The sequence below is a fragment of the Richelia intracellularis HH01 genome (genome assembly GCF_000350105.1).
GTDB lineage: Bacteria > Cyanobacteriota > Cyanobacteriia > Cyanobacteriales > Nostocaceae > Richelia > Richelia intracellularis.
The window spans coordinates 174,951-190,437 of the sequence record NZ_CAIY01000044.1 but is presented as its reverse complement, the minus strand read 5'-3'; the positions used below and the strand labels follow the sequence as shown (position 1 = coordinate 190,437).

At 35.7% G+C, this 15,487-nt stretch carries 5 protein-coding genes, 1 tRNA gene and 2 pseudogenes; 4 read left to right on the top strand and 4 right to left on the bottom strand.

Annotated elements, in window-relative coordinates; translation table 11 throughout:
• The first annotated feature begins 18 nt into the window (after positions 1-18).
• Positions 19-1,515, top strand: a complete 1,497-nt coding sequence (locus tag RINTHH_RS05510) for an HlyD family efflux transporter periplasmic adaptor subunit (protein WP_008233905.1) — start codon at positions 19-21, stop codon at positions 1,513-1,515.
• Between the two features lie 72 nt (positions 1,516-1,587).
• Here the strand turns inward: RINTHH_RS05510 and RINTHH_RS05505 are convergent.
• Positions 1,588-1,661 (bottom strand) — tRNA-Met (locus RINTHH_RS05505).
• Between the two features lie 254 nt (positions 1,662-1,915).
• Here RINTHH_RS05505 and RINTHH_RS05500 point away from each other — a divergent pair.
• On the top strand, positions 1,916-3,637 hold the full coding sequence (locus RINTHH_RS05500) for a diflavin flavoprotein (protein WP_008233904.1): 1,722 nt from the start codon (positions 1,916-1,918) through the stop codon (positions 3,635-3,637).
• A 147-nt stretch (positions 3,638-3,784) separates the two neighbouring features.
• Positions 3,785-5,495 (top strand): annotated as a pseudogene (locus RINTHH_RS05495) (diflavin flavoprotein).
• Between the two features lie 1,933 nt (positions 5,496-7,428).
• Here RINTHH_RS05495 and RINTHH_RS05490 read toward each other — a convergent pair.
• The 3 genes from RINTHH_RS05490 to gpmI form a co-directional block, all read right to left on the bottom strand.
• Entirely contained in the window at positions 7,429-8,172 is a 744-nt protein-coding gene (locus tag RINTHH_RS05490) for a response regulator transcription factor (protein ID WP_044304708.1), read from the bottom strand.
• 1,215 nt (positions 8,173-9,387) lie between these two features.
• Positions 9,388-9,621: a preprotein translocase subunit SecG gene (gene secG, locus RINTHH_RS05485; RefSeq protein WP_008233892.1), complete on the bottom strand. Its 234-nt coding sequence runs from the start codon at positions 9,619-9,621 to the stop codon at positions 9,388-9,390.
• 102 nt (positions 9,622-9,723) lie between these two features.
• Entirely contained in the window at positions 9,724-11,322 is a 1,599-nt protein-coding gene (gpmI, locus tag RINTHH_RS05480; RefSeq protein WP_008233891.1) for a 2,3-bisphosphoglycerate-independent phosphoglycerate mutase, read from the bottom strand.
• A 975-nt stretch (positions 11,323-12,297) separates the two neighbouring features.
• On the opposite strand from gpmI, the pseudogene RINTHH_RS05475 reads away from it, so the two are divergent.
• Positions 12,298-15,279, top strand: a pseudogene (locus RINTHH_RS05475) (valine--tRNA ligase).
• The last annotated feature ends 208 nt before the right edge of the window (positions 15,280-15,487 follow it).

The window sequence follows — 15,487 nt, the reverse complement described above, 5'->3', positions numbered from 1 at the left end:
ATCTAATCCAAAAATTCTATGAGGTTTTTCTTAACAGCTAATCCAACTCAATTAAGACAGATAAAACAAACATTTTCTAAACCTGAAGAGCAGCTATCCTATGAATTAGGCAAAGCAGTTCAGGAACTACCTCCAATTTATACCAGATTATTATCTGGGACTGTTAGTTTAATTGTTTTTGCTACAATTAGCTGGGCATATTTTTCCCAGATCGATGAAGTGGCTGTTGCTAAAGGAGAATTGATAGCTTCCAGTCGGGTAAGACCTATTATTTCCTTGGGTAATGGTACGATTTCACAAATTAAAATTAAAGAAGGGGATCATGTTATTAAAGGCCAAGTATTAATTGAACGTGACTTTAGTTCCCAAGATATCGACATAATAAGGTTATCAAAAACTAGCAAGTTAATCCAAGAAGATTTACAGAGATTAGAATCTGAATTTAACGGAGATGCAAAAACTAGGAATCAACTACAAGATCAATTGTTAGCATCCCGCCTTCAAGACTATCATGCTCGTTATGGAGTGGCTAAGGCCGAAGTCAGTCGCCAAAAAGCGATTATGCAAAAAGCAAAAGTCAAACTTGCTCGTTTACAGGAGAACCTGGTCAATTCAAAAAAAAGTTTAGCTAATGCCCAAAAAAACTTATTTAATTCCCAAACCCTACAAAAAAATGTAGATACTAATTTAAACCTAGCTCGATCTAGAGAAAATGGGTTGCGTATACTAGTCTCCAATAATGCCATCTCTAGATTAGATTATCTTGATGCACTAGATAAATTAAATCGAGCAGAAGCTGAAATTACTAGAGCTAAAAATGGGGTAATTAATTCCCAAAACAGAGTGACAGAAGCCGAAGATAAATGTACTTCCCTACTAAAAGATATTGATGCACAATTACAGGAAATTAGCCAGGCAGAAGCTGCATTTGAATCTGCAGTTAAGCAAACACAGCATTTAAAATCCAAACGTCAAAGCGAAATTCTAACACAAATTAACAGGCACAAGAAAGAATTAATCACAGTGCAAGGACGCTTGGAACAAGCCAGGGAAAACAAAGAAGGGGAGAAAATTAAAGCTCCTGTTACAGGTATAGTATATAAAATCAAAGCAACCCAAGGGCCTGTACAAATAGGTGAGGAATTATTATCAATCCTGCCAGGTGGAGAAGAATTATTACTGGAAGTAAAAGTCCTAAATCGCGATATTGGCTTTATCCATCAAGGAATGAAGGCAAAAGTAAAAGTTGCTACCTTCCCCTTCCAAGAATTTGGAACAATTGACGGGGAGGTTATAAAAATAAGCCCTAATGCAGTCCTGGACAAAGAATTAGGTTTAGTATTTCTCGCAAGAATAAAACTCCATAAACACCATCTCATGGTGAGAGGACGTAGGATAAAATTAATCCCTGGAATGGCATCAAGTGGGGAGATTGTAATCCGCAAAAAGTCAGTTATGACCTTTATTACAGAACCAATAACACGGCGATTCAGTGAGGCTTTTTCTACAAGATAACTAGTGTAAGTTATATGTTATGAACGAGATTTGTCTTCTCACACTCTTGCTCGGGTATCACAAAAAAACAAGTGGCTCAGGTCAGACTCGAACTGACGACCAAGGGCTTATGAGTCCCCTACTCTAACCAACTGAGCTACTGAGCCGCACTAGCATTACATGTTCCTAAAAACCACAATAACAAACAGACTTGACTATGTCTAGAGTGGTGGGGAACAATTTTGTTTTTTGAGAGGATGCAAAACAAAAAGTATACCTTAAGTAATTATATTGTTAACTCATCTTCATCTACTAAATATTATTTTTCTTTACTTAATCTATTTGCTCTCAAGAAAATTGTTTTTAATGAAGTCATGGCACAATGGGAACATAAAAAAATACTCAGTAATTAGGGGGAGTAATGTTAGCACTTACTGATGAAGCTGGGAAAAGACTAACAATGCAGACATTAAATATCGCTCCTGAAACCACAGCTATTCGCTCATTGGACTGGGACCGTGATCGTTTTGATATTGAGTTTGGTTTGCAAAACGGCACTACCTACAATTCATTTCTGATACGAGGGGAAAAAATTGCCCTGGTGGATACTTCCCATTCCAAGTTCTGCCAATTATATTTAAACACCCTAAAAAAATTAATAAAACTCACAGATATTGATTATTTAATCATCAGTCATACAGAACCGGACCACAGTGGTTTAGTTAAGGACATACTACAAATGGCTCCAAATATTACTGTAGTGGGTTCAAAAATTGCTATTCAATTCCTAGAAAAACTATTACATAATCCATTCGAACGGATAATTATCAAAAATGGAGATTATTTATTCCTAGGAAATGAACATAAGTTAGAATTCGTCATGGCTCCTAATTTACACTGGCCAGATACAATTTTGAGCTATGATCATAAAACCCAAATTCTTTTTACCTGTGATGTATTTGGATTACATTACTGCACTAACAATGCTTTTGATGAAGATTTAGAAGCTATATATCCAGATTATCAATTCTACTATGAATGTTTAATGGCTCCCAATGCCCGTTCAGTTGTATCTGCATTAAAACGAATGGATGCTTTTAGTGAAATTGATACTATTGCAAATGGTCATGGTCCCCTATTACACCACAATGTTAAAGAACTGATAGGACTTTATCGTAAGTGGAGTCAAAACAAAACCAGTGTAGGAAACAATGTAGGTGTATTTTATGTTTCTGAATATGGATATAGCAGCAATTTGGCCCAAGCGATTGCTAAGGGTATTACTAAAACAGAAGCAATAGTGGAAATGGTTAATTTACGGGAGTATGTTGACTTGCAGGTGCTTAGAGAAATTGTCAGTAAGTGTAAAGGGATTGTATTAGGAATGCCACCCAGCCAAGGAGATATGAATATTGAGAATGCCATAAGTACTATATTGGGTTCTGCCAACAAAAAACAAGCTATCAGCATCTTTGAAACTGGTGGTGATGATGAGTCCACTTATCCCCTACTTAGTAAATTTCTGGCTTTGGGTTTAAAATTAGCTTTCCCTGTGATTAAGATTCAGAATATTTCCACAGAAAATATTTATAAATTATGTGAAGAAGCTGGAACTGATATTGGGCAATTAGTGACGAGGGAGAAAAATATTAAACAGATAAAGTCCCTAGCACCAGATTTATATAAAGCCCTAGGTAGAATTAGTGGGGGCCTATATATTATTACTGCAAAGAAAGGTAACGTTAAAAGTGCAATGTTAGCATCCTGGGTAAGTCAAGCTAGTTTTATACCCCTTGGTGTTTCTATTGCTGTTGCAAAAGACAGAGCAATTGAGTCACTAATGCAGGTAGGTGACAAGTTTGTTCTCAATATCTTGGAAGAAACTAACTATCAACCCTTAATGAAGCATTTTCTGAGACGATTTGCTCCTGGTGCTGACCGTTTTGATAATGTGAGAACTCAGGAAGCAAACAATGGTTCTGCTATTTTGGTTGATGCTTTAGCATATATGGAATGTGAGGTTGTCAGTAGGATGGATGCTGGAGACCACTGGGTAGTATACAGTATAGTTGATGCTGGGAAAGTAAGTAAGCCCGACTCAATTACTGCAGTTCATCACCGTAAAGTAGGTAACCACTATTAAAGAATACATAAATTGAAAAGTAGCAGGTGTAAGGAATATCAGATTGTGGATTGTTTATTCCTCCTTTTCTCCTACTTTCAAAGATTATCTATAGGTTCTTCATTAAATCCCCAAATATTTATACTCTATCTATCAATTTCTTTAATAATGTCAATTACCAAACTCGATGATGTTCAGGTTTTTACGATTGGTACAAATACAAAAGTACTGCGCTCCCGCAGTTGGAAAAAGCTAAGGTTTGAGATTGAATATGCTCTTGCTAAGGGAACTACGGCTAATTCCTATGTGATTGAAAGTGATAAAATTGCCCTATTTGATCCCCCAGGAGAAAAATTTAAGCAAATTTATTTAGAAAAACTACAAAAAATATTTGATGTTACTAAAATTAATTACGTAATTGTTGGTCATATTAACCCGAATCGAGCAACGACTTTAAAAGTCTTGCGTGAAATCGCACCCCAAATTACCTTTGTTGCCTCTAAGCCAGGGATGATCAATCTAAAGAAGATCCTAGGAGATAACAATTTACCTATTATTATTATGAGGGGAGAAGATACCTTGGATTTAGGTAAAGGGCATAAGTTGCAGTTTATACCCACTCCTAACCCCCGCTATCCTGATCATCTTTGTACCTATGACCCACAAACAGAAATTCTATACACAGATAAATTATTTGGGGCTCATATCTGCGGGGATAAAATTTTTGATGAAGGCTGGCAAGTATTTCTGGAGGATAGACGCTACTATTTTGAGTGTTTGATGTCCCCCCACACCTATCAAGTGAAAAAAGCCTTAGAAAAACTGTCTAACTTTCCTGCTAGATTGTATGCTCCTAATCATGGCCCTTTGGTAAGATATGCCTTGATTGAACTTACTAATGCCTATCGTCAGGGAATACAGCAGCAAGCCCTACAGCTTATAAGTGTGGCATTAATTTATGCTTCTGCCTACGGAAATACTGCAGCAATTGCCCAAGCAATTGCCCATGGTATTACTAAGGCCGGAGTGAGGGTAGAATCAATTAACTGTGAGTTTGCCGCAATGGAAGAAATCCAAGCTGCGATAGAAAGAAGTTCAGGTTTTATCATCGGTTCTCCAACACTTGGTGGTCATATACCTACCCCAGTAATAACAGCTCTAGGTATAATTTTATCAAAAGCCAACAATAATCAATTAGCGGGAGTATTTGGTTCTTTTGGTTGGAGTGGGGAAGCAATAGACCTAATTGAAGGTAAACTCAAAGAAGCAGGATATCGTCTTGGTTTTAAACCTATCCGGGTAAAATTCACACCTAACGATATCATCCTACAAATGTGTAAGGAGACAGGAACAGACTTTGCTCAGCTATTAAAAAAGGGAAAAAATCCGTACATCCATTCAACCTGCTACTTCCGTTGAGCAGGCCATAGGAAGGGTTACCGGCTCATTGTGTCTGGTAACAGCTAAACAAGGAGATATTTCAAGTGCTATGTTAGCCTCTTGGGTCTCTCAGGCCAGTTTCACTCCTCCTGGTTTAACTATTTCTGTGGCAAAAGAAAGGGCCTTAGAGTCACTGATGTACTCAGGTAATCCATTTGTTTTGAATATCCTTAAGGAGAGTAATCATTTAGGTTTAATGAAGCACTTTCTTAAGCCTTTTAAACCAGGGGAAAATCGTTTTACAGGTATCCCTTTGAGAGAAGCTAGAAATGGTTGTATGATCCTAGAACATGCATTAGCATATCTGGAATGTTATGTGCAAAGCAGAATGGAAATAGGGGATCATTGGTTGGTTTACGCGATTATAAATGGCGGACAGATACTAGACTTTGATGGTATAACAGCTGTACATCACCGCAAATCAGGGACTTATTATTAGCATTTATTGAGTAAGACTTTTCAATTGCTAGACCTTCTCCTATATGTATTTTTACACATATAAATGGAAGTTATGGAATAGTAATTAATTCACTTCGAATCGGATTATATTTTCGTTCTGATTATTCGAGTAATGAAGAGAGAACAAAAATTTACTTACAAAATAGGTTATAAATTCTAGGAATTGAGTAGAAATTAAATTAATAACAGCTAATACTTTTATTGGGAAAATTGTAATATTAAGGAAGTTTAGCAATATTGGCAAGACCCCATACAGTTTATAAATAACAAGCAGATTCTAATTCTGAATAGCAATTATTATTTTTCAATGGAAATATTGATAGTGAGAACACATAATTCAAGCTAGTGTATGAGAAATACAATCCTTTTGAATAATTATAAACTAAGTAGTATCGATAAGCTTCAATCGTAAAAGAATTATGTAAATTTTAGGGTGCAGATATAATAACTGCTTTTACCTCCAAAATAGTGTCTAAATAAGTAAGATTTTTCCAGTACCCTAGGTGGCTTTCTTCATTAAAAGTTTGTAAATGAAGTAGTAGATTAACAATATCTAATATCTATATTGTAAATACTTGCCTAGAAGCTTAATTTGGTTAAAACTAATGGAAGTAAAGCATTTAACTCATACATTAACTACATGAATCAACAAAAAAATGGTCAACTCGGGCTTAAAAATAGTCATATAATTATCCTATTTAATCCAATAATAATTATTTTTAGAAATTGACCAAGTAACAATAATACCGAGTTTTTTATATACCGAAATATTAATAGTACCTTATCACGAGTGCATCATGAAAGCATGGCATTGATTTTAACAGGAGCATTATAGTCTTAATAATGATACTAAGACTTTTCAGATATCAATATTAATAGATAGTCTAATTGTACACAAATGACTATCTATTAATAAAAAGTAACTTCAGAAAACCTAATTTATAGGAATTAAACCATAGCTGCACCGGAACATTTTGGTAGGAATGCTCGTTATCTGTTAGATATGCCATTGATTTTAACATGTGAGCCTTACCTAATAAGCTTTTAAATTTATTTTAGACATTTTTAATAACTGGACATCAAATTTATAAACTTCAGAAGCTTTAATATTAGAAGAATTTGTGGTTTTTTAGGTAAGTATTAAGCTCATTTTAAACATATTTATATTGATCATTATGTATACAAAATTTTTGATTTTGGTTCCAATCGGTTAAATAACTTGTTTGAATACGCGTAAAAGTTATAAATAATGCGAAGCCATTCAAATAGTAATAATTTCTTCAGTTCTGTTGGTTCATTATTGTATTTTAGCTGGGAATATCTAGTTTTTGTTTTCAGGCCTAATAGAGGTGAATATTTTACCTGCAATCTTAGATTGAACTCCCCATAGCTTGGAATCTAATAGTAACCTCATACTATGTTGCACTCGTCCATATGCATTTTTTATAGGTAGAGATATTCATCAAATATTAAAAGTAATGTTTTACCTTGACCACAATGCTCAGAGTTTAGCGTAATTGGCTTTAGGAGGAAGTTTTTATGCCCCTTAAACGATTCATGTTTAATATTCTCATAACTCATAACAAGGTTAAATTCATTCTAAAGTATGCACTAGTAATGCATATAGCATTTAATTACGGATATTTCCGAGTATAAAAATCTAGTATCTAAGCTAAGCATAGCTTAATTTGAAACCAATAAAGTATAAAATTGTGCTTTTTACATTATTTTACTTAGCCTACTCCTAGCATTAAATAGCCATCATTTTGAAAAAAAATAGATGTTTGGTATGTTTTCAGGCTAGGAATTTATTAGCCTTTACTTCACTTTCAAATTAGCGCTTGCTGTTTAAAACAGAGAGTGAATATACTATTCACACAATATTCATGAATTACCAACATTAAGCCTTAATTTCAATTAAACATAGTTTGTGAAGCGTTCTGACTTGTTGCGGAAGTACTGGGTAATTCCAGACAATACCCTGCACCATATATAGTCTTAATGTAACAGGGATGGCGTGGGTCCGGTTCTAGTTTCGTTCTAAGATGACGAATATGCACACGGATTGTTTCAATATCATCATCAGGATCGTACCCCCAAACTTCCCTTAAGATTTCACTGGGGGAGACTGTTTGACCGTGACGTTGAAGTAAACAGTGTAACAGTTCGAACTCTAAATGGGTCAATTTTACAGTTTTATTGAACCATATTGCTTCAAATCTTTCTGGAACTAAGGTAAGAGGACCATAGTTCAGAATTTCACTGTGTTTTGCTGCTTGTGGAATACGGTCAGTACGTCGTAATAATGCTCTTACCCTTGCTAAGAGTTCTTCTACCTCGAAAGGCTTAGTTAGATAGTCATCAGCTCCTGCATTAAAACCTTCCACTTTATCTTGAGTTTGGCTCAATGCTGTTAACATTAAAACAGGCATTTCAACTGTACGCTCATCACGACGCAAACGTTGGCAAATTGTAAATCCATCTACTCTTGGCAACATCAAATCAAGGATGATTAAATCTGGCTGTAGCTGGAGAGCCAAAGCCTGACCTTTAATACCATCTTCGGCTTGACTGACATCATAGCCAGCCATTTCCAAATTTACGGCTACCAGTTCTGAAATAGCAGGGTCGTCATCTATTACAAGAATCCTTGGCATTATAAAATAAATACTACTAGCTATTAAGGATAAAGAAGAAACTTTGACATAATACAAAGATTAATTTACCTAGTTAAAAAGATATTGTAAGTTTAGGATAAACTTCAAACTAAAATAGGAACAAAGCCTATTTTACCTTATCTTAATAATGTGTAAATGTTTCAAAAAAACTGTTACCATTTTGACAAAATAATTTAAGTCTAGGTGAAACAACATATTTTAGTTAGTTGTTCAAAGATCAATACTTAAGTGTAAAGAACAGATAGATATATTAAACAAACATTAAGGATAGGCTAATACCAGGGGGTCGTTTTTTGTTGCCAAATTGCCATGGATTTATTAGGTAAAGCTGCACAGAAAATTAGGAAAATGCAAACAGAGAAATGTTGGTTATCAATAACATTGACTACTACTATAATCTTTTTTTACTACAAGATATCGCATTAGTATTTAAGGATACTTCAAACTTGGAAATTTTATTGAAACCTCCATTTTCGTAGGGAAGAGATAACATAGTCATCTCAAATGGTAAATATGTAGTTTACAATCGGAAAAGCAGTTAAGAATAAGGTTTTTAACTCCTTGACTTTGGCTAATAAGGGTTGATGACGTATTATACGTATATAGTCATGGTTGTAGGCGTTTTGAGAATGAAGTATTAAGGGGTAGTGCCTGACGACTTAATATTCACAAAGCTCCCTACTATAAAACTTCTGTGGTTAATAGACCATATATTTGTATATTCAATTACCTTGGACATATACCTTGGACATAATCTTGCACTTGTGCAATGTTGACTAGTTATTGGGTATTTATCGTAGATTTATATGGGAAATAAAGAACCAACTCAAAAACAGCCAAAATGTGATTTTGCACTTTAGTAACAGCGCTACTACTGTTTAGTATGATTGTCCCACTATGACAAGAAATAGATCAACCGATAAGGTTTTAGGACGGGGCAACTATCTACAATTAACTCCTGATTGAATTTGATGTTTTGTTTCCTCAAACAGAATTTATTCTATCCCCCTAGTCTTTTAATTCCGTACCCAAAGTTATTCACCATGGAAAGGAGATATTAAAATATGGGCATATATTCCGCGGTATAAAACTAAACGACAATTAAGGGTATCAACTGCCTGTCAATAATTGCTACAAATATAAATCAAAAAGGTTTTTGGGTGTAGATAGTTGTTTTTCCGTTTGTCTTATAAATTACTTCGATAGCCAACCTGCACTTAATATAACTGTTAAGCCAAGAAATATCACTGTAAGTGTCCAGGTTACTCGGTTTAAGGTATTCTCTGCACTTTTAGTACTACTGAATAGCTGTGCTTGGCCACCAATTGCAGCTATTCCATCACCCTTAGGACTATGCAACAGGACTAAAATAATCAAGCCAACAGCAGAGAACACCCAAATGCTTTGTACAATGTTAGTGATTGTCATAGTAACAATATATAAGTTCTTTTAAATTTGATAAGTGGTTGTGAGTGTTGAGATCAAGTTTAAATGTTAACCATTCTGGGCATTTATCTACCCTGGTTTATTTTACCATCCAATTCTGAGAGGAGTACTGGTTAATTCTACTTCATACTCAGATACTTGAATTAGTGATTCCCCAGTCATTTCTACGGGTTTGGGTATTTGTAATATTTCTAGAATTGTGGGAGCAATATCGGAAAGTTTTCCATTACTTCTCAAGGTAATATCTGTTCCATACCCAGGAATTTTAACTTTTTCTCCTTCTACTAAAATTAATGGAACAGGATTATCAGTATGAGCAGTCCATGGATAACCTTCTTCATCTATCATATGCTCAGCATTACCATGGTCAGCTGTTACAATTATGGTACCACCAACTTTGCTGACACTGTTTACCAGACGAGCTACACACTTATCAACCATCTCAATAGCTTGGATAGTAGCTTCCATTTTTCCTGTATGCCCTACCATATCAGGGTTAGCATAATTAATTAGGACCATAGAGTAAATGCCCTTATTCATGGCAGCAATTACCAAATCTGTAATCGTCTGCGCAGACATGCTGGGAGCGCTATCATAGGTTGCTACAATAGGGCTATTTACTATTTCCCTATCTTCTCCAGGGAAAGGCTCTTCTACACTACCATTGAAGAAGTATGTAACGTGGGCATACTTTTCTGTTTCCGCTATACGAAACTGTTTTAAACCCTGCTTTGCTAATACCTCCCCCAATATATTACTGAGATTTGGTGGTTCAAAAGCTACCTTCACCTGTAATTCTGGATCGTACTGAGTTAGAGTGACAAAATTCAGGGGTTGAATCTGCTCTCTTTGAAAATTATTAAAAAATGGGCTGACAAATGCCTGTGTTAGTTGCCTGGCACGATCAGCTCGGAAGTTAAAGAACAGAAGTCCATCACCTGATTTCACAGCTCCAGGGGCAATACGTATGGGAACAATGAATTCATCTGTTATACCTTCAGCATAGGATTCTTCTAACACTTGTACAGCGGAACGTCCATCACCACTATTATCCTGAACCATAACATTATAGGCTTTCCTAATACGATCCCAACGGTGATCGCGATCCATAGCATAGTATCTGCCACTAACAGTTGATATAAGGCCAATACCAATACGTTTTAAGTATTTGTCAATTAAACCTATAGCTTTTAAACCATCTGTGGGTTTGGTATCCCTACCATCTGTGATTGCGTGAATACAAATATCTGAAATCCCCTTAGACTTAGCCAAATCTAGAAGTCCAAATAGGTGACTTATGTGGGAATGGACTCCACCATTGGAACATAGTCCTACAAGGTGCAATTTTCCATTATGGCTTTTTACAGTCTGGCAAAGTTCCACCAATGTAATATTTTTATTTATAGAACCATTCTCTACTGCATTACCAATGCGGACTAGTTCCTGGGGTACAATCCGACCAGCACCAAGGTTAGAATGTCCTACTTCTGAGTTCCCCATCTGGCCCTCTGGCAGTCCTACAGCCTGGCCAGATGTATGAATCAATGTGTGTGGATAGGCAGTCCAAAGACTATCCATTACCGGAGTTTTAGCTTTGGCAATGGCATTTCCTTGAATTTCCTCACAGTAGCCCCAGCCGTCTAAAACGACTAGTACCACAGGGGCCACTGGTACTTTGACCATATGAAATAGTCCTTTACTCTCTGTAACAGATGCATGATAACATTACCAACCATGGTATCAAATTTACTTTTGTTTCATTAACAAAATTTTATTGAAAGCCTTTGACTGCTTAAATACCTCCTCAATTCAAAGGAGTATTTCCTGAATTCTCACTATTAGTGTCTTTATGAATGGAATTACTTATGATGGTGGAGCGAATTAGTTTTTCTACATCCTAATATACGTCTTATTCACTCAAAGAATTGAGAGTAATTAAATTAGACTATTCTCATTATTTCAATACAGGTATTTGCTTATTGGATTTGAAATCAATGACATTATATTTTTACATATAAATCAAAAATTCTAAGACTTAAGAAAGCCAAAATCAAAATAATTTATAACTTCCAACCTCGTAGATTCTAGATTTAAGAAGAGTAATTGAAAGTTTAAAATATCTAAGGAATAATTGATATATAATCAATCTCAACTGAATTATTACTCAACCAAATCACCCAAAATTTTTGCCAAAAAATATTTTTAGTTGGGCTTAACTTAAGGAAATTATATCATATGCTTGTATGACACATTTGTAGAAATGGTCATACAAAACTGGATAGTCATATTTAACAAATCTTTCTTAGTGAATTTTCTAGTAAAACCTGATTGAATCTAAATTTTAGTTGCTCTACATTAAAAATGATTATCATAGTAGTTCAATTCCTTATAGTTAGTTTTCAACGTTTTCTAGTGAGAGGACAAGCTATTTCCAACTATCCCCCTAAGCCTTTATTTTCGACTGCGGAGGAAAAATTTTATAGTAGCACTTAATCTTGATGCTAGTAGCTGAATATAGTAGTTTGGATAAGTTGTGGATATTTATCTCCTTATTTTTTGGGTAAAATCAGGGATATTTCACTGACAGTCAGTATGTAGAACAGATTAAAATTAACAGTGAAAATACACATATTTTATTTACCCAACATAAAAACTATAATGACTGAAAATAAAACAAATCTTCCCAACTTATATGAGCCTTTTGCTATAGAGGCTAAATGGCAGAAATTCTGGGAGGATAATCAAGTTTATAAGGCTGATCCCAACCATCCAGGAGAACCCTATTGTATAGTCATGCCCCCCCCCAAATCTTACTGGTAGTTTGCATATGGGACATGCCTTTGACAATAGCTTGATTGATACTATGGTACGTTACCACCGCATGTGTGGTCGTAACGTCTTATACTTACCAGGAACAGATCATGCCAGTATTGCGGTGCACACAATTCTGGAAAAACAATTGGCAGAGGAGGGAAAAACTCGTTATGAGATAGGGCGTGAAAACTTTCTCGAAAGAGTCCAAAAATGGAGAGTTGACTATGGTGGTGTAATCGTCAAACAATTGACCTGCTTGGGTGTTTCCGTAGATTGGAGTAGAGAACGTTTTACCCTAGATGATATTTTATCCAAGGCGGTTTTAGAAGCTTTTAATCGCCTTTATAATGAAGGACTAATTTACCGTGGTAAGTACTTGGTAAATTGGTGTCCGGCATCACAATCTGCTGTTTCCGATGTGGAGTTGGAACTAAAGGAAGTTGATGGGAGTTTATGGTACTTACGATATTTTCTTGCCGATGGTTCTGGTCATGTAGAGATCGCAACCACTAGGCCAGAAACTATCTTTGGAGATACTGGTGTGGCCGTAAACCCAAGTGATAAACGTTACAAACATCTCATCGGGAAAACTTTGATACTGCCAATTATGAATCGGGAAATTCCGATTATTGGGGATGAGTCTGTAGATCCTATGTTTGGTACTGGATGTGTTAAGATAACTCCTGCCCATGATCACAATGATTTTGAAATAGGGAAACGCAACAATCTCCCATTTATTAATATAATGAATAAAGATGGGAGTCTAAATGAAAATACTGGGAAATTTCAGGGACAAGAGCGCTTTGTTGCCAGGGAAAATATAGTCACATATTTGAAAGCCGATGGGGTGTTACTAAAGGTAGAAAATTACAAACATAGTGTTCCCTATAGTGATCGTGGGAAGGTTATTATAGAGCCTTTACTGTCAACCCAATGGTTTGTAAAAGTTGCTCCTATGGCAGATCAATGTCTAGAATTGCTGGATAGGACAAACTCTCCTGAATTTATTCCGGAAAGGTGGACAAAAGTTTATCGAGATTGGTTGGTAAGGTTAAAAGACTGGTGCATTTCACGTCAATTGTGGTGGGGTCATCAGATACCTGCCTGGTATGCGGTGAGTGAAACAGGAGGAGAAATTGCTGATCATACTCCCTTCGTAGTAGCTTATAGTAGTGCAGAGGCAAGGGAAAAACTAGTAGGAAAATTTGGGGAAAACGTTAGGATAGAAAGAGACCCTGATGTTTTAGATACCTGGTTTTCCTCCGGATTATGGCCTTTTTCTACTTTAGGGTGGCCAGAAACAACTGCTGATTTGAAAACTTATTACCCTAACAGTATTTTAGTAACAGGATTCGATATCATCTTTTTCTGGGTAGCAAGAATGACCATGATGGCTGGTCACTTTACCAAGAGAATGCCTTTTCAACATGTTTATATCCATGGCTTAGTGTTGGATGAAAATGGTAAAAAAATGTCTAAGTCATCGAATAATGGTATAGATCCACTGTTATTGATTAATAAATATGGTACTGATGCCCTAAGATATACTCTAATTAAAGAGGTGACAGGTGCTGGTCAAGATATTCGCCTTGAGTATGATCGTAGTAAGAATGAATCTTCTTCTGTGGAAGCTTCCCGTAACTTTGCTAATAAATTGTGGAATGCAGCACGGTTTGTAATGATCAACTTGGATGGACAAACACCTCAACAGTTGGGTATGCCAGAAACCACAGAACTAGCGGATGAGTGGATTCTATCCCAACTGCACCAGGTTATACAGACGAACCATGATTGCATGGATAGATATAGTTTGGGTGAAACGGCTAAAGCCATATATGAATTTATTTGGGGAGATTTCTGTGACTGGTATATTGAACTTGTAAAACCTCGTCTACAGAATAAGTTTGATACAGAATCTCGTAGAACTGCTCAGCAAACCCTAGCCTATGTATTAGAAGAAACTTTAAAACTATTAAGCCCATTGATGCCACATATTACCGAGGAAATTTGGCATACCCTTACCCAACAGGGGAAAGACTCTGAACTAATTTTATCTTGTCAGAGTTATCCTAAAGTTAATCCCAAATTAATAAACCCAGAATTAAAAGTACAGTTCAACTTGTTAATTGGGGTAATCCGAACAATCCGAAATTTAAGGGCAGAGGCAGATATCAAGCCTGGCATCAAGGTCAATACTAACTTACTTAGTGAAAACCATCAAGAAATACAAATCCTCAATATTGGAAAGACCTATATCAAAAATCTGGCAAAGGTTGATAATCTAGCAATCATATCTGTACAAGAATCAACTTCTAGGCAAATAAAGTGGCGAAAAATATTAGCAGTTTTATTTGCTCTATTTCTGGTAAAACTTGCTCTTGCAGCATCTAATACTTTAGGAAATATTCCTATTATCGGTAATTTATTTGAAATAGTTGGTTTTCTTTATACCATCTGGTTTGTCAGCCACAACTTAATATTATCTGAGTCCAGAAAAAAGTGGGTGCAAAAAGCTTCCCAATTAATTACCGTAGATCAACAAGAATGTACTTCGGCAGAACTAGACCAATCAATTGCAGGAGTTGTGGGAACTATACAAGTATTAATACCCTTAGAAGGAGTAGTAGATACAACCGCCTTTAGGGGAAAACTAGAAAAAAATTAACTAAAGTCGAAAGTGAGGCTCAATCTTTGGCTATTCGCCTGAATAACCCAAAATTTGTAGAGAAGGCTCCAGCAGAAGTCGTTCGAGGGGTAAAAGAGGCTTTAACAGAAGCTCAAAAACAAGCAGAAATTCTACGAGAACGTCTTCAAACACTTACTTAAATATTAATGGAAGAATTTAAAATAATTATGGCAGAGTGGATAATGTCATAATTACTTCTTTATCTTGAGGAGAACGTTATTCTCATGATTATGGCCATTTTTGTTTGAGGTTCAAATATTGTAATAATAGAACGTCATTCATTTTATGGCCACTATTAATTTACAGCCTTCAATTGTAGAATAATTAAAATATAAGGTATGAAGGTAT

Coding starts and splice junctions, on each gene's coding strand:
- RINTHH_RS05510 (WP_008233905.1), top strand. CDS start 19: ATGAGGTTTTTCTTAACAGCTAATCCAACTCAATTAAGACAGATAAAA.
- RINTHH_RS05490 (WP_044304708.1), bottom strand. CDS start 8,172: ATGCCAAGGATTCTTGTAATAGATGACGACCCTGCTATTTCAGAACTG.
- RINTHH_RS05500 (WP_008233904.1), top strand. CDS start 1,916: ATGTTAGCACTTACTGATGAAGCTGGGAAAAGACTAACAATGCAGACA.
- gpmI (WP_008233891.1), bottom strand. CDS start 11,322: ATGGTCAAAGTACCAGTGGCCCCTGTGGTACTAGTCGTTTTAGACGGC.
- secG (WP_008233892.1), bottom strand. CDS start 9,621: ATGACAATCACTAACATTGTACAAAGCATTTGGGTGTTCTCTGCTGTT.